The organism is Bacillus sp. FSL M8-0071 (assembly GCF_037975455.1).
In the GTDB taxonomy this organism is placed as follows: Bacteria; Bacillota; Bacilli; order Bacillales; family Bacillaceae; genus Bacillus; species Bacillus subtilis.
The window spans coordinates 2,318,070-2,335,916 of the sequence record NZ_CP150256.1 but is presented as its reverse complement, the minus strand read 5'-3'; the positions used below and the strand labels follow the sequence as shown (position 1 = coordinate 2,335,916).

The 17,847-nt window shown below is 45.3% G+C and carries 21 protein-coding genes and 2 pseudogenes; 15 read left to right on the top strand and 8 right to left on the bottom strand.

Annotated elements, in window-relative coordinates:
• Positions 1 to 69 precede the first annotated feature (69 nt).
• Positions 70 to 1,086, bottom strand: a complete 1,017-nt coding sequence (namA, locus tag MKX71_RS11850; protein ID WP_003230377.1) for an NADPH dehydrogenase NamA — start codon at positions 1,084 to 1,086, stop codon at positions 70 to 72.
• A gap of 171 nt (positions 1,087 to 1,257) precedes the next feature.
• Here namA and MKX71_RS11845 point away from each other — a divergent pair, with 171 nt between their 5' ends.
• Positions 1,258 to 2,901: a M20/M25/M40 family metallo-hydrolase gene (locus MKX71_RS11845; RefSeq protein WP_259266245.1), complete on the top strand. Its 1,644-nt coding sequence runs from the start codon at positions 1,258 to 1,260 to the stop codon at positions 2,899 to 2,901.
• A gap of 40 nt (positions 2,902 to 2,941) precedes the next feature.
• On the opposite strand, the gene proC is transcribed toward MKX71_RS11845, so the two are convergent.
• Positions 2,942 to 3,778 carry a pyrroline-5-carboxylate reductase gene (proC, locus tag MKX71_RS11840; RefSeq protein WP_029317946.1) on the bottom strand — a complete coding sequence of 279 codons (837 nt, stop codon included), beginning with the start codon at positions 3,776 to 3,778 and terminating at the stop codon, positions 2,942 to 2,944.
• 404 nt (positions 3,779 to 4,182) lie between these two features.
• Between proC and MKX71_RS11835 the strand changes: the two genes are divergently transcribed.
• The 5 genes from MKX71_RS11835 (at position 4,183) to MKX71_RS11815 (ending at position 8,771) form a co-directional block, all read left to right on the top strand.
• Positions 4,183 to 5,142 (top strand): MBL fold metallo-hydrolase, encoded by a 960-nt coding sequence (locus MKX71_RS11835; RefSeq protein WP_151262319.1) that lies wholly within the window; start codon positions 4,183 to 4,185, stop codon positions 5,140 to 5,142.
• A gap of 5 nt (positions 5,143 to 5,147) precedes the next feature.
• The gene (locus MKX71_RS11830) at positions 5,148 to 5,927 is read left to right on the top strand and encodes an SDR family oxidoreductase (protein WP_015483409.1); all 780 of its coding nucleotides are present in this window, start codon (positions 5,148 to 5,150) and stop codon (positions 5,925 to 5,927) included.
• Positions 5,928 to 6,002: 75 nt separating this feature from the next.
• Positions 6,003 to 7,349, top strand: coding sequence for a D-serine ammonia-lyase (gene dsdA, locus MKX71_RS11825; protein ID WP_339231141.1), 1,347 nt, complete (start codon positions 6,003 to 6,005; stop codon positions 7,347 to 7,349).
• 71 nt (positions 7,350 to 7,420) lie between these two features.
• Positions 7,421 to 8,380 (top strand): type I pantothenate kinase, encoded by a 960-nt coding sequence (coaA, locus tag MKX71_RS11820; RefSeq protein ID WP_014480189.1) that lies wholly within the window; start codon positions 7,421 to 7,423, stop codon positions 8,378 to 8,380.
• Positions 8,381 to 8,384: 4 nt separating this feature from the next.
• A complete protein-coding gene (locus tag MKX71_RS11815; RefSeq protein ID WP_339231139.1) occupies positions 8,385 to 8,771 on the top strand; it encodes a VOC family protein in 387 nt (128 codons plus the stop codon).
• On the opposite strand, the gene MKX71_RS11810 is transcribed toward MKX71_RS11815, so the two are convergent.
• Both MKX71_RS11810 and MKX71_RS11805 read right to left on the bottom strand, forming a co-directional pair.
• Positions 8,768 to 8,926, bottom strand: coding sequence for a hypothetical protein (locus MKX71_RS11810; protein ID WP_004398585.1), 159 nt, complete (start codon positions 8,924 to 8,926; stop codon positions 8,768 to 8,770). The two genes, MKX71_RS11815 and MKX71_RS11810, sit on opposite strands and share 4 nt — an antisense overlap.
• 49 nt (positions 8,927 to 8,975) lie before the next feature.
• Positions 8,976 to 10,208 carry an MFS transporter gene (locus MKX71_RS11805; RefSeq protein WP_339231137.1) on the bottom strand — a complete coding sequence of 411 codons (1,233 nt, stop codon included), beginning with the start codon at positions 10,206 to 10,208 and terminating at the stop codon, positions 8,976 to 8,978.
• Positions 10,209 to 10,477: 269 nt separating this feature from the next.
• Here MKX71_RS11805 and MKX71_RS11800 point away from each other — a divergent pair, with 269 nt between their 5' ends.
• Entirely contained in the window at positions 10,478 to 10,618 is a 141-nt protein-coding gene (locus tag MKX71_RS11800; protein WP_154817153.1) for a hypothetical protein, read from the top strand.
• 146 nt (positions 10,619 to 10,764) lie between these two features.
• Here the strand turns inward: MKX71_RS11800 and MKX71_RS11795 are convergent, their stop codons facing one another.
• Positions 10,765 to 10,971: a YqzH family protein gene (locus MKX71_RS11795; RefSeq protein WP_015251766.1), complete on the bottom strand. Its 207-nt coding sequence runs from the start codon at positions 10,969 to 10,971 to the stop codon at positions 10,765 to 10,767.
• A 165-nt stretch (positions 10,972 to 11,136) separates the two neighbouring features.
• Between MKX71_RS11795 and MKX71_RS11790 the strand changes: the two genes are divergently transcribed.
• From MKX71_RS11790 to MKX71_RS11760, 7 genes and pseudogenes are all read left to right on the top strand, one after another.
• Positions 11,137 to 12,375, top strand: a complete 1,239-nt coding sequence (locus MKX71_RS11790; RefSeq protein ID WP_076458083.1) for a DNA polymerase IV — start codon at positions 11,137 to 11,139, stop codon at positions 12,373 to 12,375.
• Positions 12,372 to 12,710 carry a YolD-like family protein gene (locus tag MKX71_RS11785; RefSeq protein ID WP_004398477.1) on the top strand — a complete coding sequence of 113 codons (339 nt, stop codon included), beginning with the start codon at positions 12,372 to 12,374 and terminating at the stop codon, positions 12,708 to 12,710. Before MKX71_RS11790 ends, MKX71_RS11785 begins: the two co-directional genes overlap by 4 nt.
• A gap of 185 nt (positions 12,711 to 12,895) precedes the next feature.
• A complete protein-coding gene (locus MKX71_RS11780) occupies positions 12,896 to 13,366 on the top strand; it encodes a GNAT family N-acetyltransferase (protein ID WP_004398668.1) in 471 nt (156 codons plus the stop codon).
• 9 nt (positions 13,367 to 13,375) lie between these two features.
• Positions 13,376 to 13,720, top strand: a pseudogene (locus MKX71_RS11775) (antibiotic biosynthesis monooxygenase).
• Positions 13,713 to 14,744 (top strand): bifunctional GNAT family N-acetyltransferase/GrpB family protein, encoded by a 1,032-nt coding sequence (locus MKX71_RS11770; protein ID WP_339231136.1) that lies wholly within the window; start codon positions 13,713 to 13,715, stop codon positions 14,742 to 14,744. Before MKX71_RS11775 ends, MKX71_RS11770 begins: the two are co-directional and overlap by 8 nt.
• Entirely contained in the window at positions 14,741 to 15,064 is a 324-nt protein-coding gene (locus MKX71_RS11765; RefSeq protein ID WP_003226552.1) for an iron-sulfur cluster biosynthesis family protein, read from the top strand. Before MKX71_RS11770 ends, MKX71_RS11765 begins: the two co-directional genes overlap by 4 nt.
• 12 nt (positions 15,065 to 15,076) lie before the next feature.
• Positions 15,077 to 15,316, top strand: a complete 240-nt coding sequence (locus tag MKX71_RS11760) for a YqkC family protein (RefSeq protein ID WP_003230411.1) — start codon at positions 15,077 to 15,079, stop codon at positions 15,314 to 15,316.
• 39 nt (positions 15,317 to 15,355) lie between these two features.
• On the opposite strand, the pseudogene MKX71_RS11755 reads toward MKX71_RS11760, so the two are convergent.
• Positions 15,356 to 16,271 (bottom strand): annotated as a pseudogene (locus MKX71_RS11755) (alpha/beta hydrolase).
• Positions 16,272 to 16,430: 159 nt separating this feature from the next.
• On the opposite strand from MKX71_RS11755, the gene MKX71_RS11750 reads away from it, so the two are divergent.
• Positions 16,431 to 16,655, top strand: coding sequence for a YqkE family protein (locus MKX71_RS11750; protein ID WP_003230416.1), 225 nt, complete (start codon positions 16,431 to 16,433; stop codon positions 16,653 to 16,655).
• A gap of 31 nt (positions 16,656 to 16,686) precedes the next feature.
• On the opposite strand, the gene MKX71_RS11745 is transcribed toward MKX71_RS11750, so the two are convergent.
• On the bottom strand, positions 16,687 to 17,607 hold the full coding sequence (locus MKX71_RS11745) for an aldo/keto reductase (RefSeq protein ID WP_339231135.1): 921 nt from the start codon (positions 17,605 to 17,607) through the stop codon (positions 16,687 to 16,689).
• 62 nt (positions 17,608 to 17,669) lie between these two features.
• Positions 17,670 to 17,792, bottom strand: coding sequence for a Z-ring formation inhibitor MciZ (mciZ, locus tag MKX71_RS11740; protein WP_003230420.1), 123 nt, complete (start codon positions 17,790 to 17,792; stop codon positions 17,670 to 17,672).
• Positions 17,793 to 17,847: the final 55 nt, after the last annotated feature.

The following is a 17,847-nucleotide window of genomic DNA, read 5'->3' as shown; positions in this document are numbered from 1 at the left end:
AGAACCTTAGCCGATCGTTTCTCTAAAAATAAAAAAAGAGATATCCTCTACAGGATATCTCTTATGGCATTACCAGCCTCTTTCGTATTGAACAGGGGCCGGAATCTCTGTATTGAGCTGTTTCGCAGCAGTTCTTGCAAAGAATGGATCCCGCAAAAGCTCTCTGCCGATAAAGATGAGGTCGGCACGTCCGTTTTGCAGAATTTCTTCAGCCATTGAACCGTCTGTAATCATGCCGACGGCACCAGTAGCCATGTCCGCCTGTTCACGGATTTTCTCAGCGAAGCTGACCTGATAGCCAGGGAATACGTTAATGTCTGCGTGAACAAGGGCGCCTGAGCTGCAGTCAATTAAGTCAACACCCTGCTCCTTCATCCATTTTGCAAAACCGATGTGATCGGCAATGTCTAAGCCTTTATCAGTGTAGTCAGAAGCAGATACACGGACAAATAAAGGACCGTCCCATACTTGTTTGACTTCATCAATGATCTCTCTCAAGAAACGATAGCGGTTTTCAGGTGAGCCGCCATATTCATCTGTGCGATGGTTGGAAAGCGGAGACAAAAATTCATGAATTAAATATCCGTGCGCCGCATGAATTTCAATCACATCAAAGCCGGCTTCTTTTGCGCGGGCAGCCGCTTGCTTGAACTCCTGGACCGTTTCTTTTACTTTTTCTGCTGACATTTCTACAGGTGTTGCTGATTGTTCGTCAAACGCAATCGCCGATGGAGCGAAGATATCTCCTTCAAGCTCAGCTTTACGTCCGGCATGGGCAAGCTGAATGCCGATTTTTGAACCTTGTTCTTTGACCTGCTCAGTCAGTTTTGCAAAGCCTTCAATATGCTCGTCGCTCCAAATGCCTAAGTCTTGGTCAGTGATTCGTCCTTGAGGGTTAACCGCTGACGCCTCTACAATAATCAGTCCGACCTGGCCGATTGCGCGCGATATGTAATGTGCCATGTGGAACGGTGTTAATTTTCCGTCCTTTTCATGAGAAGAATACATGCACATTGGCGACATGACAATGCGGTTTTTTAACGTCATATCTTTAATTGTAATAGGTGTAAATAATTTTCTGGCCATTTCTTTCGCCTCCCGTAAGGTTTTTAGAGATTGATTATATCAAGTCATTTCTTTCCCGTCATATAAACTGCTCAAATGAACCGCTTTTGTCAAACATTTCTGTATAATAGACGAGAAATCAGTTTATTTTTCAGTATAGAAGCATTTTTATTCATAGGAGGGGCGGAATCAATGAATTGGCAGACGAAGGACGAATTGCTGGCACTTTTAACTTCTCTTGTGCAATACGAAAGCATCACCGGTTCAAAGGGCGAGGCAGCGCTTGCAGAGTATCTTTATTTTATTTTGAAGGACAAGCCCTATTTTCAAAAGCACCCTGATGATGTAACACTTCATCCGATGGACGATGGCAGATCTTTTCTTACGGCTCTAGTCAAAAAGAAGAATGTCAAAAAGACAGTGCTTCTGCTGAGTCATTTTGATGTCGTTGACATAGAAGATTACGGCGAATTTAAACATATGGCTTGCAAGCCTGCTGAGCTTTTGAGCTCCTTTTTAGAGAAAAAAGAGCTGCTCCCGGAACGGGTGAGAAGAGATGCCGAAAGCGGAGACTGGCTGTTCGGAAGAGGGACGATGGATATGAAAGCGGGGCTTTGTGTTCAACTGTCGATGCTGGAGAGGGCAATGAACGGGCATTTTGAGGGCAATCTGCTGTTGATAACGGTTCCGGACGAGGAAGTGAATTCAAGAGGCATGATTGAAGCGGTTCCTGCATTGAAGGAAATGGAGAAAAAGCATGATATCACATTAACCGCTTGCCTGAATGCCGAACCGATGTTTGAAAAATTTCCCGGCGATCAGCAGCAATATTTTTATACAGGAAGCATTGGCAAGGTGCTTGCGGGTTTTTTCTGCAAGGGGATTGAGACACATGTTGGAGAGCCGTTTTCAGGCCTAAACGCAAATTTAATGGTATCTGAGATTAACCGTTTGCTTGAACTGAATGCTGATTATTGCGAAAAGGTTGATGGCGAGGTCACTCCGCCGCCGGTAAACTTAATGCAAAAGGACTTGAAAGAGGCATATTCAGTCCAGACACCGCATACAGCTGTCACATTATTTAATGTGCTGTCAATGAAACGCTCAGCTAGTGAGCTGCATCAGATGCTGCTTAAAACAGCAGAACAGGCGGCGGAGGAAATCATGTCGAACGTTCGGAAGAAAACACAGGATTTTCAACAATTTGAGCCATTTCAGCCGATTGAGCGGGACGTCACTGTTTTGACATTTGATGAGCTGGTCTCGCGTGCAAAAAAGTGTGCGGGGATCTCGGAAACAGAGCGGGCTCTAAATTATGCCTTTGCTAACAGGGGCGAGCTTGGAGACAGGGATTTTTCGACGAAAATTGTTTCTGAGCTTGCTTCGCTTTGTAAGGAGGATGCGCCGCTCATCGTTCTGTTTTATAGTCCGCCGCTTTATCCAGCTGTTTCTTCAAAGGATGATCAATTGATCAGGAATACAGCAGATCAGTTAAAGCATTATGCGGCTGAGCGATACGGCATTGCATTACGGGAGGTTCAGTACTTCCCCGGACTTTCGGACTTGAGTTATCTTCAGCTGAAAAAGCAGGAGGTTGATGCATACACAAGCAATATGCCGCTCTTTAACAGAGGATATTCATTGCCAAGCGGTAAAAATCAGGCTTTATATGTCCCAGTTTTAAATGTCGGTCCGGCTGGTAAAGACCCGCATAAATGGACGGAAAGATTGTATATGCCTTATTCCTTTGAAGTGCTTCCCGATTTGCTTTCATTTACGATCTCCGCGCTATTAAAGCAATCAGAATCTGCCGGCCAGCTGCTGCGGGAAAAATAAAAAACAGAAGGCACTGTGCCTTCTGTTTTTGTCCTTACATCTAAGAATGTCTCTCTAAGGCGGCACCGGCAAACTGTTCTTTGATTTCTGCGCTCCGTTTAGCTGTTTCTTCAATACAGTGAATAATTGCTTCTTCAAAGCGGGAGTCCTGTAAAGCGCGAAGACCTGCCTCTGTAGTGCCCCCAGGACTGGTGATTTCTTTACGCAGCTTTTCCGGCTGTTTGCCGCTTTGAAGGAGCATATCTGTTGCCCCTGCCATTGTCTGCAAAATGAGTGCTTTTGCCGTTTCTTTATCTAATCCTACTTTTTGTGCTGCTTTTTCCATCGCCTCAATATAACGATACACATAGGCCGGGCCGCTGCCTGCGATTGCAGTGACAGCGTCAAGATGCCGCTCCTCAACCAGTGTTGCATCACCGATTGTTTCCAATAGAGCTTTTGCGGCAATAATATCATTCTTGCTTGCTTCCGTGCTTACGGAAAATCCGGTTGCTGATTTTCTGATTGCCGCTGATGTATTAGGCATGACGCGAATGACTGCGAGCTTTCTGCCAAAATAATGCTGAATGGTTTCGATGGTAAGGCCTGCAAGTACTGAAATGACAAGCTGGTCCTTGATATACGGCCGGATGCTGTCGATGCTTTCCGCCGCGTCTTTCGGTTTGAAAGCGAGGATAATGATATTGGTGTGAGTGAAAAACTCATTTTTATCTCTGCATGGACGCACGCCGTACGTTTCCTTTAATTCAATCAGACGCTCGTCATTTGAGCGATTTGTAATATAGATATGTTCTGGTTTTGTGATGCCGCTTTGCAAAATGCCGTTGATCATTGCTTCTGCCATTGACCCGGCGCCGACAAATCCTATCTTTTTCATTGATATCCTCCTTCTATCAGAACAACAAAAAACCTTTTCATCACGTAAAGGACGAAAAGGTTCGCGGTACCACCCTCATTAGCACAAATTGTGCTCAGCTCAAATCCCCGTAACGCGGGAAACGTTTAGGTTTTCCTAACCGCGACTTGAGGGCAGGTTCTACAAACAAGCGGGCCGCAACACCTTTCAGCCGGGGGTATCGCTCTCTTAGGCCATTGCCTTGTATACTATTCCTCGTCATAGCGTTCCAATGGTTCTCGTTTTAGTTTGTTGTTCATTATGCAATGGCGGACAAGCTAATGTCAATAGCTTTTTCAAAAAGGTTTGTTCTCATTCTGCAATAATGACACAAGACCGAGAAAAAGCTAAAATATGAATAATGAATGAAGACAAGGAGCGAAAGGATGACAACTGAAGATGTAATTGCGATCCGCGTCCCGACGCCGTTTGCTGTCGGCGATGTTATCGTTTACCTCGTAAAAGGTGATGCGCTGACACTTATCGATGCCGGGCCGAATACAAAAGAGGCTGCCAGAGCCCTACAAGAGCAGCTTGCCGCTGTAAATGTGAAAATATCAGATATCGAGCAGGTTGTACTGACTCACCATCATGCTGACCATGCAGGCTTGCTTGATGTCTTTTTAGATGAAATCGAAGTGATTGGGCATGCGTTCAACGAACCTTATATCAGCCGAAATCAAGCCTTTATGGATTGGCAAAAACGTTTTTTTCAAAAGCTGCTGCCTGAATTAGGCGTTCCATTTGATACGGGGAAGGTAGAAAAGCTGATTCGATCAGCGTACGCATTTTCCTGTACGAGATCTCTGACAAAATCAATTAGAGAAGGTATGGGCATAGATGGGCTTGAGGGCTGGTCTGTGTTGGAGATGCCTGGACATGCTGAATCGCATATCGTTCTGTTCCATGAAAAAAGCGGAAGGATGCTTGGAGGCGATCTACTGCTGGCAAACAGCTCGTCTAATCCGATTTTGGAAGCACCGAAAGCGGGTGACGTCAGGTCAAAGCCTTTAGTGGATTATCAGCGGTCATTGCGAAGGCTGTCTCAACTTGATCCAACAATCGTATTTCCTGGTCACGGCGAGCCTATCACCAGTGTACAAGCGCTGATTGAGAAGCGTTTTGACAAGCAGAGGAACAGGACGGAGGATGTGCGTCGCATGCTGGATGAAAAGCCGATGACCGCTTTTCAGGTCTGTCAGCAGCTTTTTCCTGCTGTATATGAAAAGGAATTGTTTTTAACGATGTCAGAAACGGCAGGTCACCTTGATGTGTTGGAGGCTGAAGAAGCCATCACGTCATATTGGGAAGGAAATACCGCATACTTTAAAACAATGAAGAGGTGAAATGGGTGAAACATATAGCGGGAAAAAGGATTTGGATAACCGGCGCTTCAGGAGGGCTTGGTGAAAGAATCGCATACTTATGCGCGGCTGAAGGAGCCCATGTCCTGCTGTCGGCTAGACGCGAGGATCGTTTGATAGAAATCAAAAGGAAAATAACCGAGGAATGGAGCGGACAGTGTGAGATTTTTCCTCTGGATGTCGGCCGCCTAGAGGATATTGCCCGGGTCCGCGATCAGATCGGCTCGGTTGATGTACTGATTAACAATGCGGGCTTCGGTATATTTGAAACGGTTTTAGACTCTACATTGGATGACATGAAAGCGATGTTTGATGTGAATGTCTTCGGCTTGATCGCCTGTACAAAAGCGGTGCTTCCGCAAATGCTTGAGCAAAAAAAGGGCCATATCATCAATATCGCCTCTCAAGCGGGGAAAATCGCAACACCGAAGTCGAGCCTGTATTCCGCGACCAAACATGCCGTGTTAGGTTACTCAAACGCTTTGCGGATGGAGCTTTCGGGAACCGGCATTTATGTGACAACAGTCAACCCGGGACCAATTCAGACGGACTTTTTTTCCATTGCTGATAAAGGCGGGGACTACGCCAAAAATGTCGGCCGCTGGATGCTTGATCCTGATGACGTGGCAGCTCAAATTACAGCTGCAATTTTTACGAAAAAGCGGGAGATCAATCTTCCGCGTTTAATGAATGCCGGCACTAAGCTGTATCAGCTGTTTCCAGCTCTTGTAGAAAAGCTGGCAGGACGCGCGCTCATGAAAAAATAATGATGGAACTGCCTGTGGTGGAGTGGCTTGTTTCTCACGAGGCAGCTTTTGATAGTGGAAGGGAGAGATTGTTGAATGTCAGTTCATTCAGAAGTCCTTCATGCTCTGCTTAAAGATCCGTTTATTCAGAAACTGATTGATGCAGAGCCTGTATTCTGGGCAAATTCAGGCAAGAAAGAGGGGCCAATACCCCGTGCAGATGAGTGGGCAACCGAGATAGCGGAAGCGGAAAAAAGAATGCAGCGGTTTGCACCTTACATTGCCGAGGTGTTTCCTGAGACGAAAGGCGCTAAAGGAATCATCGAGTCTCCGCTTTTTGAGGTGCAGCATATGAAGGGAAAGCTGGAAGCGGCATATCAGCAGCCATTTCCCGGAAGATGGCTTTTAAAGTGCGACCACGAGCTTCCGATTTCAGGATCGATTAAAGCGAGGGGCGGGATTTATGAAGTGTTAAAGCATGCTGAAAATCTCGCACTTCAAGAAGGAATGCTTCAGGAAACCGATGATTACCGCATCTTACAGGAAGAGCGGTTTACCGGGTTTTTCTCCCGCTATTCGATTGCTGTCGGTTCGACAGGAAATCTAGGTTTAAGCATCGGCATCATCAGCGCGGCACTCGGCTTTCGCGTGACAGTGCATATGTCCGCCGATGCTAAGCAGTGGAAAAAGGATCTCCTCCGCCAAAAGGGAGTCACTGTTATGGAGTACGAAACAGATTACAGTGAAGCGGTGAACGAGGGGAGACGGCAGGCGGAACAAGATCCATTCTGTTATTTTATTGATGATGAACATTCTCGTCAGCTGTTCTTAGGATATGCTGTTGCCGCAAGCCGATTAAAAACACAGCTTGACTGTATGAATATAAAGCCAAGTCTTGAGACGCCCTTGTTTGTGTATCTGCCGTGCGGAGTCGGCGGAGGACCGGGCGGTGTAGCATTTGGGCTGAAGCTTTTATACGGAGATCATGTTCATGTGTTTTTCGCAGAACCAACTCATTCACCTTGTATGCTGTTAGGGCTTTATTCAGGACTTCACGAAAAGATCTCCGTCCAGGATATCGGCCTGGATAATCAGACTGCTGCTGACGGACTTGCCGTAGGGAGACCGTCAGGATTTGTCGGCAAGCTGATTGAACCGCTTCTGAGCGGCTGTTATACGGTAGAGGACAATACGCTTTATACTTTGCTTCATATGCTGGCTGTATCTGAAGATAAATATTTAGAGCCCTCTGCTCTTGCGGGCATGTTCGGGCCGGTTCAGCTTTTTTCGACAGAAGAGGGAAGGCGCTATGGTCAGAAATATAAGATGGAACATGCCGTACATGTCGTCTGGGGAACGGGAGGAAGCATGGTTCCAAAAGATGAAATGGCTGCGTATAACCGAATTGGTGCTGATTTGCTAAAAAAACGAAATGAAAAATAAGCAGACAGTGAAAAGGTTTTCCGTTACAATCTTTGTAAGGGTTTTAACCTACAGAGAGTCAGGTGTAAACAGTGAAAAATAAAGAACTTAACCTACATACTTTATATACACAGCACAATCGGGCGTCTTGGTCTGGTTTTGGGGGGCATTTGTCGATTGCTGTATCTGAAGAAGAGGCAAAAGCTGTGGAAGGATTGAATGATTATTTATCTGTTGAAGAAGTGGAAACAATCTATATTCCGCTTGTTCGCTTGCTTCATTTGCATGTCAAGTCTGCGGCTGAACGCAATAAGCATGTCAATGTTTTTTTGAAGCACCCACATTCAGCCAAAATTCCGTTTATTATCGGCATTGCTGGCAGTGTCGCAGTCGGAAAAAGCACGACGGCGCGGATCTTGCAGAAGCTGCTTTCGCGTTTGCCTGACCGTCCAAAAGTGAGCCTTATCACGACAGATGGTTTTTTATTTCCTACTGCCGAGCTGAAAAAGAAAAATATGATGTCAAGAAAAGGATTTCCTGAAAGCTATGATGTAAAGGCGCTGCTCGAATTTTTGAATGACTTAAAATCAGGAAAGGACAGCGTAAAGGCCCCGGTGTATTCCCATCTAACCTATGACCGCGAGGAAGGTGTGTTCGAGGTTGTAGAACAGGCGGATATTGTGATTATTGAAGGCATTAATGTTCTTCAGTCGCCCACCTTGGAGGATGACCGGGAAAACCCGCGTATTTTTGTTTCCGATTTCTTTGATTTTTCGATTTATGTGGATGCGGAGGAAAGCCGGATTTTCACTTGGTATTTAGAGCGTTTTCGCCTGCTTCGGGAAACAGCTTTTCAAAATCCTGATTCATATTTTCATAAATTCAAAGACTTGTCCGATCAGGAGGCTGACGAGATGGCAGCCTCGATTTGGGAGAGTGTCAACCGGCCGAATTTATATGAAAATATTTTGCCGACTAAATTCAGGTCAGATCTCATTTTGCGTAAGGGAGACGGGCATAAGGTCGAGGAAGTGCTGGTAAGGAGGGTATGAAATTGTGCATCATATTGAACTGTATGTCTCTGATTTGGAGGCGTCTAGGCGGTTTTGGGGCTGGTTCTTAAAAGAACTTGGTTATAAAGAGTATCAAAAATGGAGCTCAGGCATCAGCTGGAAGAAAGATCGTTTTTACCTAGTGATTGTGCAGGCGAAAGAGTCATTTCTAGAGCCGAAATACCATAGATGCCGAGTCGGTCTGAACCATCTCGCATTTCATGCTGAATCCAAGCTTCAAGTCGATCAGATGACTGAAAAATTGACGGCAAAAGGTTATCGTGTGTTGTACCAAGACAGGCATCCTTTTGCCGGAGGAGACGGGCATTATGCAGTCTTTTGTGAGGATCCAGACCGGATTAAGGTAGAGCTCGTTGTCCCAAGCTGTTAATCGTGATCTTCGGACAGGCTGTTCAGCTTTTTCTCAATGCGATCCAGCTGCGCTTTTCGGTTTTTCGCATACTTGAAGCCTGTAACAGCCGCAAAGACGACAGCGGCAAATATAATAAATACAAACAGCTGAAACATCACATCGCCTATATTCATGTTTTTCACCTCATGTTTGCGGGAGAGATTCATTTTCTCCCATTTTTATTTAGAGCTGCTTTTCCAGACGGGAACCGTGTTTTGTAGTTCCCGTTTTCATTTGCCGATAGGCGAACGCTAAAAATGGCAGGCCGAGCAGGGTAATGCCGCTCAGGACAGAAAAAATATAAATCGGCCGGCCAGCGCCAAATAGGTCTATACATATCCCCCCGACCCAAGGGCCGATGACGTTTCCGAGCTGTGAAAAACCGATTGCCCCGAAATAAGTGCCTTTTAATCCTGGTTTTGCAATCTGGTCTACATACAAATCCATCATAGAGAATAAAAGAACTTCGCCGATTGTAAATGTGATGACAATCATTACAAGTGATGGAACACCGTGTGATGCGGTGAAAATGGCCATGCTGATGCTAACCATCACATTACCGAGCATCAGAGAACAAAGCGGCGAAAACCGTTTTGCAAAATGGACAATGGGAAATTGCGTCGCCAACACAACGATTGCGTTTAATGTCAGCATCAGCCCATACAGCTTCGTTCCATTGCCGATCAAGGGGTTCTGCGCCATATACTGAGGGAATGTGGAACTGAATTGTGAGTAGCCGAAGGTGCATAGCGTAATGCCGACCAAAGCAATGGTAAAAAGATAATCCTTTTGCGTGACCATAAACGCTTCCCGCACGCTCATATTTCGGGACTGGACTGGTGCTGATAAGGATGGATGTTTTTTAAATTGGAGGGCAAGCACAATTCCGTATAGTCCGTAAATGACTGCAGGCACCAAAAAGGGCGTAGTCGATTGCGATGAGCCGAAATATAGGCCAAGCACAGGTCCGAAGACAACGCCGATATTAATAGCTGCATAGCGTAAATTAAAAACTAGCAGTCTCGTTTTTTCTTCTGTCATATCAGACAGCAAGGCCTTTGAAGCGGGCTCAAACAGTGATTTGCAAAGACCGTTTAATGCGTTAACTACAAAAAACACCCAGAGATGAGATGCTGCCGCAAAGCCTGCAAATACCAGCATCCATCCGAAAATCGATACAAGCATCATGTTTTTTCTGCCGAATTTATCTGAGATATATCCGCCGTAAAAGCTTGCGAGGATGCCGACTGATGAGCTCGCGGCGATGACCAGCCCTGCATAGGAAGCTGATGCGCCTTGGACGGCTGTCAAATAAATCGCTAAAAAAGGAATGCTCATCGATGTTGCCATTCTGCCGAAAATGGTTCCGATTATAATTGTCCAGCTGATCGGGTGGATATCTTTCCATTTCTTCATGAATTATATTCTCTCCTGTATGTATGATCTTTCTCTATCATATATGAAAAAATTTCCTTCTCCAATAGATCGTTCAAAATATTTCGTTATTGACATGTAGTATGCCTGATTGTATGGATGGCAATATACTATGCGTTGAGGATGCGTGTGGCGGGGGTTACATCTTGAAATTGAAGGTGATGACAGAAGGAAAATGACGGTATGTCCGAATTCAGTGAGGGTGTGTTTGAAACATTAAAAGAGTTTAAGCCGCCAGGACGTGGATCATATTGGCAGTGAAACCGGCTATGAGATCAAGATGTACGCTGAAAACCGGCATGGACCGCATGACAGAACAAGAGAGCACATCTCTTCGAAAAAGTGTATACGCGGGATCATGGACAGCTTATTCCGTTTTGCGCGAGTTCTGAGGGGGAATTTTACGCCAGGCCATATGAATCTATGGAGCGTGAGAAAATCCTGCTTTTTTCTGTAAGCCTGAGACTGTTTATTTGTTTCAGGCGGTGTTTTCAAAGGGAAGCCGCATCAGCGGCTGAAAGAACTGACAGTCATGCGTTTAAGAGAACAGACCTTGGTTTGTGACATAGTCATAAATGATATCTTCTATATGCGCATGCAAATCCTCATCCGGTTCTTCATTCCGTCTCTCTTGTAGAGCCGCTTTCAGGCTTTGTTTTTCATACGGGCTTAACGGGTCTATAGCAACGTTTCTGCCGTATTGACGCAATGCCTGTCCCATCATTTTTTCGACAAATTTCTCCATCATGACTCTCCTATCCTTATGCTTCGCTTTTATTCTACTAAATGTTTTTCTTCTCTCAAACCCTTGGATCATATTTTCTGTCAGACAAGAATCATTTACCAGTATAAAACGAACATACTTTCGCATATAATGAAAAACGAACATAAGTTCTTTTTAGAGGTGTGTATGATGAAAGAAAAAGTGATTTTTCTCGTTGACATGCAATCGTTTTATGCATCTGTAGAGAAAGCGGAAAATCCACATTTGAAAAATAAGCCTGTCATTGTTTCGGGTGACCCTGAAAAAAGGGGCGGAGTGGTATTGGCTGCCTGCCCGCTGGCGAAACAAAAAGGTGTGGTGAATGCTTCACGGCTGTGGGAGGCGCAGGAAAAGTGTCCTGAGGCTGTTGTGCTCCGGCCGCGTATGCAACGGTATATTGATGTATCACTGCAAATTACGGCCATTCTCGAGGAGTATACAGACCTTGTGGAGCCTTATTCTATCGATGAACAGTTCATTGACATTACAGGCAGCCAGAAGCTGTTTGGGACGCCGATGGAGATCGCGAAAAGCATTCAGAGCAGAATCATGCGGGAGATCGGCGTTTATGCACGGGTGGGAATCGGCCCTAACAAAGCGCTGGCCAAAATTGCGTGTGACAATTTTGCCAAAAAGAATAAGAACGGTATTTTTACCTTAACGAAAGAAAATATGAAAACCGAAATGTGGCCGCTCCCGGTGGGCAGCATGTTTGGCGTCGGGAGCCGCATGAAGCATCATTTAAATCGAATGGGCATCAGCACGATCGGCGGGCTCGCGGCTTTTCCGCTCGATCTTTTAAAAAAGAAATGGGGCATTAACGGCCACGTGCTGTGGATGACGGCAAACGGAATCGACTATTCCCCTGTGTCAACTTCGTCTCTGGACGGGCAAAAGGCGATAGGTCATGGAATGACTCTCCCGAGAGACTACGAACACTTTGACAAAGAAATCAAGGTCGTATTGCTTGAGCTGAGTGAAGAGGTGTGCAGGCGAAGCCGAAACGCCGGGGTCATGGGGCAGACAGTGTCAGTGAGCTGCCGGGGTGCTGATTTTGATTGGCCGACGGGCTTCAACCGGCAAGTGAAGCTGGCAGAGCCGACTAATTCTACGCAGGATGTATATGAGGCTGTACGACGGCTGTTTCTTACATTTTGGGACGGGAAACCCGTCCGCCGCCTCGGTGTCAATCTGTCTCAGCTCTCATCTGATGACATATGGCAGCTCAATTTATTTCAGGATTATGCAAAGAAAATGAGCCTAGGCTATGTGATGGATGGCATTAAAAATCGATTCGGCGATACAGCAATCATCAGGGCGGCGTCACTGACAGCGGCAGGCCAGGCATTTGAACGTGCGGCTAAAATAGGGGGGCATTATAAATGAACGACCATTTAAAAAGGGGCAACCTGCTGTGGGAAGGGAGCAGGATGTTTCTGCCGGAACATAAGCAAAGCCTGCTGGAGAGAAAGCGACTTAAACAGAAGCTGCAAAAGCCGATCCTTGACCCCGATAAGCTGGAAGAGATGAATCAAACGCTTTGCGCCGCGATGGAGTTTGCTCAGGATATCACTGTCAGCTGCTTTCAGGACGGTGAGATTGTCTGCTGCACCGGGAAAATCTGCCGGTATGAAGAGTTTGAAAAAGCAGTATGGATAAAAGGAGACGAGGATCAGCTTTATAAGCTGAAACTTGATCAAGTGCTTGATATTGTGCTGTAAAGTCTCTCCTCCTGTTTGGGGGAGAAATAGGCGTAAAATGATCAAACATTGTTCCCTCGGCAGTCTGGAAACGTATGATACAGGAAAGAAGGCATTTACAATTCCAGCCAGGCAAAATATAATTTTTATATTGTGAGAAAAAGAGCTGACATTCGTTTTGCCAGACGGAGGGAGATCAAATCGTAATGGATATTCGAACAATCACGTCTTCAGATTATGAAATGGTAACGTCTGTACTGAATGAATGGTGGGGCGGCAGACAGCTGAAAGAAAAATTGCCGAGACTATTTTTTGAGCATTTTCAGGACACAAGCTTTATTACATCCGAACATAACAGCATGACGGGATTTTTAATCGGATTTCAATCGCAATCCGATCCTGAAACGGCGTACATTCATTTTTCCGGTGTGCATCCGGATTTCAGAAAAATGCAAATCGGGAAACAATTGTATGATGTATTTATCGAAACAGTAAAACAAAGGGGCTGCACCCGGGTGAAGTGTGTCACTTCACCTGTGAATAAGGTATCAATCGCATATCACACAAAATTGGGGTTTGATATTGAAAAGGGCACCAAAACGGTAAATGGCATCTCAGTGTTTGCAAACTATGATGGCCCGGGCCAAGACAGGGTACTGTTTGTCAAAAACATATGAGGGGGAAATATGATGGATTTTTTATAAAAAACACCTGAGCCTCCTTACTATGCAGTCATTTTTTCTTCTGTCAAAAGCGAAAATGACACAGGATATGGAGAAACAGCGGAGCGGATGGTATCACTTGCGGCGGATCAGCCTGGATTTTTAGGCGTGGAAAGCGTACGTGAAGCGGATGGAAGGGGCATCACAGTTTCCTATTGGGACAGTATGGACGCAATTAACCATTGGAGGCATCACACTGAACATCAAGCAGCAAAAGAAAAAGGAAGAAGCGTTTGGTACGAGTCGTATGCAGTCCGCGTCGCAAAAGTCGACAGACAGCGGCTGTTTCAGGAGAACACGAATGATTGAATTTCTCCAGCATAAGGAAGCCACTATAGCGCGTGAGATTTTAGCCGTACAGATCCCCGCCTACATAAAGGAAACAGAGATTATCGGTTTTGACGGTATTCCCGCCTTACAAGAGAAGGTGAAGGATATTCAAGCATCCCATGAACGGTTTGCGGGATATCGGAAAAACGGCAAGCTGATCGGTGTCATTTCATATGAGAAAAACATGCATCATCTCACCATTTGCAGGCTTGTTGTGCATCCTGACGGTTTCAGAAAAGGAATTGGACGATCACTTCTGCAATTTGTCATTGATCATAATGAAGACGCTGAGAAAATCGAAGTAGTCACAGCCGAGAACAATACCCCGGCCGTGTCACTCTATACACAGGCTGGATTCCAAAAGGCAGAAACCGTCAAAGCAGCGCAGGGTCTATTGCTGTCGGTCTTTCATTTGTATCCGAAAAGAAAAGTTGAGGTCATTCTCTACAACGAAAAATGGGCAGAATGTTTCGATGAAGAAAAAGAACGGCTGAAACTTGTGTTCGGGCCGGAGATTATCGCTGTTCATCACATCGGAAGCACATCGATACCGAACATGGCAGCGAAGCCAATCATTGATATGTTAATTGAAGTCAGAAGCATTGAAGCCGTGAGCCAATTTGATGAACAAATGAAGGCTAACGGCTATATACCAAAAGGTGAGAACGGCATAGCGGGCAGGCGTTATTTCCAAAAGGGCGGAAATAAACGCACTCATCATGTCCATATGTACGAACAGGGAAACCCTGCTATTGAAAGGCATCTGTTATTCAGAGATTATCTCAGAGCTCATCCAAACATAGCGAAAGAATACGCCGTTCTCAAAAAACGGCTGGCGGCCCAGCATCCTGACAGCATCAATCAGTACATACAAGGGAAAGATGAGTGGATCAAGACTGCAGAAGAAAATGCGAAGCGGTGGAAAAAAGGCAGAAACCATGCGAATGGCAGTGTTGTATGCTACAATAGCGAAAATGATGAAAACGGGGGTTTCACCTTATGAACATACATGTGACAGATGCAGCAAAACAGGCACTGCAGCAGGCGTTTGACGCCAACCCGGGAAAAAAAGCCCAGCTTCGTTACGATGCAGAAGGATGCGGCTGCGCTGTAAGCGGTGTCCCGACAATCTGGCTGGCAGAAGAATTAACGGGACAGTGCGAGCAGCTGGAAACGAACGGCATTCCGCTGTATATCCAATCGTCGCAAAAAGTGTTTTTTGACGATCAAATGACGATCGATTACAATGAAAAAGCCAAAACATTGGCGCTGAAAAGCCCGGCTGAAATGCTCAGCCCCAGAATGAGCATATTAGTAAAGTAGGAGACGCGAAACGTGGAACAAAAGCTGAAGGCAATGAAGAACACAGCACAAAATAAAACGTGGGTATCCTTCCTGAATCAAAACCATCCCTATACCTTGCTTCACTGGTCAATCGGAGGAGCAGAGTCCATCAAGAAAGATGTCTGGCTATTGCAGGATGAAATGACCTTCGAGACGCAGGAGTTTACAACGATAGATCTTGCGATTGAATGGATCAGAGAAAATATGGATGGCATTACCGACGTTCTGTAACATAAAAAAGCGAAAGAGCCGAAGAGGCCTTTCGCTTTTTTATTCTGTTGAATCATTCATGCTGTCTAAAAACTCCTGCACTGTTTTTCGGTACGTATGCCGATTCTTGGTATATGACATGGCGTGTTCACCGTTCTCGGCAATGTACAGCGCTTTCGGCCCGCGTTTCTTTTTATAAAGCCGCTCGGTTGAAGAAACAGGAATGTAGTCATCATCCTTACTGTGAATAAAGAGGACCGGCTTTTCGATTTTATCAATGACAGCAAGCGGAGATACTTCGCGTGCGCGATAGCCGCCCCTCAGCTTCAAAAAGAAGTCGGCGATAGGGAGCAGGGGCCAAGACGGGAGCCTGTATTCCGCTCTCAGCCGGTAGGCAAGCTGTTCATCAAAACATGCGAACGGACAATCGGCAATATAAAAATCAGCGCCATCGCTGCAGTGCACCAGCATAAAGCAGGGCGGTCACAGCCCCCATCGACTCACCGTGAATTCCGATCAATCCGCGATGATTTGTTTTGTTTTTGAGCCAGCTGACAACCTTATTGAGATCATCTTTTTCGTAAAACCCGTAGCTGGTCGTCTTTCCGCCGCTTTGGCCATGCCGGCGGTGGTCATAAATGAGCACATTCCAGCCGAGATCAAGAAATAAATGCATATACTTAAGAGAATTCAGCACATTCATGGTTACCCCGTGGCAGATGATGATAGTGTTAGGTGTGTCATGCGGTGCGACATGGTATCCTTTTATGCCATACCCGTAAGCGGAGGGTATCACAAAAGCGGTTTTCTCCATTTGCTCAAATGATTCAAACACATCATGTCCGTTGTCTGTCTCTCTTTTGATAATGTCTTCATCCGTTTTTTTCTTGATGAATAGAATCATATTTGAAAAAACAATTCCGATTGCGATGACAACTGTTACGAGAGCGCCAATGGCCAAAAGGATTTTCTTCAAAAGTCACAGCACCTTTCAACTAAATATAGGTAATTCGTGTTTAAAATCATTATACCTAAACACTGCTCCGCTGAGAAAGTGACCAGAAGAGAGTCTGCTTGTTCAGTGTATATGCTCCGTGATAAACTGTCTTCAAAACAAAACATGGGGGAAGTCTGAATGAAAAAACAAAAATCCGCTGACAAACACCAGCTAAAAGACGGCCTTCAATCCGATATCAAAGCAAAGCTTATGGAGATGAAGAGCCAATTGAAGGAAGAGGATGAAAAGAGGCAGGAAAGAGAAAAAGCAGAACAGATCAGAAAGAAAAAAGAGATCGAAAAAAATAAGAGCTTTGAAGAACTCCTAAATGAAAGCCAAATGGATTGGCATCAATATAAATAAACCAGCACCTGTACGGGTGCTGGTTTTTCTGCTATGAGCGATGAACTTTGTAAATGTCTTGTTTCGTATGAGATTGGAGCGCTTTGATTTCCTCCTCGGTTAAACGCCGTGCATTTGCTGCCTGAATATTTTCCCGTAACTGCTCAATCTTACTGGCGCCTGTAATCACTGAAGCGACAGCCGGCTGTGCTAGCAGATACTGCAGCGACTTTTCTGTCATGGAAAGATCGGGAGCCACTTCCTCCATTGCCTTGCGGGCATTTGTCAGTTCCTCGAATGAATAGGACAAGTACCCGTTTTGTTTCATACTGTCTGAAGCTTGATCAAGCGGTTTTTCAGTTAAGAGCCCTTTGGCAACAGGACCTCTGGCGACTACGCTGATTTGATGTTCCTCTAAAAGCGGGAGCCATTCCTCAGGGCGTCTGTCAAACAGGCTGAATTGCATCATAATGCTGACGATGTTTGATTTTTTCACATATTCTTTAATCACATTCGGGCGGATGGAAGAAATGCCGTAGTAGCGGATGACACCTTCTTGTTTTAATTCCTCAAACGCTTCGATCGTTTCATCAATGTTGTCCTCTATCGTGCCGCCGTGAAGCTGATAAAGGTCGATATAATCTGTTTTCAGCCGTGTAAGGCTCTTTTTTACAGCCTCTTTTATGTAAGCTTTTGAAGGGTCCCAATACCAGCCCTCGCTTCCGTCATCCCAACGGTTTCCCGCTTTTGTTGCCAGTATAATATCCTGGCGTCTGTTTTGGATCGCATCACCGACAATTTCTTCGTTGCGTCCCCGGTCATACAAATCCGCTGTGTCCAAATAGTTGATGCCAAGCTCGATCGCTTCATCCAAAATGGACAATGCTTTGTTTTTTTCAGTTCCAAGAGACATACAGCCGAGTCCGACTTCACTAATGTCTAAATCAGATGTACCCAATTTGCGCTTTCTCATGTGCACACTCCTTTTTTAGGCTTTGTATTGACCGTAATATAAAGGAGCTAAAGTTTCAACTTTTATGGCTTTGAGATCCAATCTTTCACATATTGAAATGTGCGTCCATACTCTTTTAACTTCGCCCGAATTTCCCATGCTTTTCCGACTAAGACAACACCTTTTGGCATGCGGTGCACTTTCACGAAGAAGCCCCCTTTTGCTCTAGTATGATAAAATGTATGGGGCATCATATAGAGA

Coding starts and splice junctions, on each gene's coding strand:
- MKX71_RS11795 (WP_015251766.1), bottom strand. CDS start 10,971: ATGGAGAAATTTGTCGAAAAAATGATGGGACAGGCATTGCGTCAATAC.
- MKX71_RS11780 (WP_004398668.1), top strand. CDS start 12,896: ATGGATATTCGAACAATCACGTCTTCAGATTATGAAATGGTAACGTCT.
- dsdA (WP_339231141.1), top strand. CDS start 6,003: ATGTCAGTTCATTCAGAAGTCCTTCATGCTCTGCTTAAAGATCCGTTT.
- proC (WP_029317946.1), bottom strand. CDS start 3,778: ATGAAAAAGATAGGATTTGTCGGCGCCGGGTCAATGGCAGAAGCAATG.
- MKX71_RS11745 (WP_339231135.1), bottom strand. CDS start 17,607: ATGAGAAAGCGCAAATTGGGTACATCTGATTTAGACATTAGTGAAGTC.
- MKX71_RS11845 (WP_259266245.1), top strand. CDS start 1,258: ATGAATTGGCAGACGAAGGACGAATTGCTGGCACTTTTAACTTCTCTT.
- MKX71_RS11770 (WP_339231136.1), top strand. CDS start 13,713: ATGATTGAATTTCTCCAGCATAAGGAAGCCACTATAGCGCGTGAGATT.
- MKX71_RS11790 (WP_076458083.1), top strand. CDS start 11,137: ATGATGAAAGAAAAAGTGATTTTTCTCGTTGACATGCAATCGTTTTAT.
- MKX71_RS11750 (WP_003230416.1), top strand. CDS start 16,431: ATGAAAAAACAAAAATCCGCTGACAAACACCAGCTAAAAGACGGCCTT.
- MKX71_RS11765 (WP_003226552.1), top strand. CDS start 14,741: ATGAACATACATGTGACAGATGCAGCAAAACAGGCACTGCAGCAGGCG.
- MKX71_RS11785 (WP_004398477.1), top strand. CDS start 12,372: ATGAACGACCATTTAAAAAGGGGCAACCTGCTGTGGGAAGGGAGCAGG.
- MKX71_RS11835 (WP_151262319.1), top strand. CDS start 4,183: ATGACAACTGAAGATGTAATTGCGATCCGCGTCCCGACGCCGTTTGCT.
- MKX71_RS11805 (WP_339231137.1), bottom strand. CDS start 10,208: ATGAAGAAATGGAAAGATATCCACCCGATCAGCTGGACAATTATAATC.
- namA (WP_003230377.1), bottom strand. CDS start 1,086: ATGGCCAGAAAATTATTTACACCTATTACAATTAAAGATATGACGTTA.
- MKX71_RS11810 (WP_004398585.1), bottom strand. CDS start 8,926: ATGAATATAGGCGATGTGATGTTTCAGCTGTTTGTATTTATTATATTT.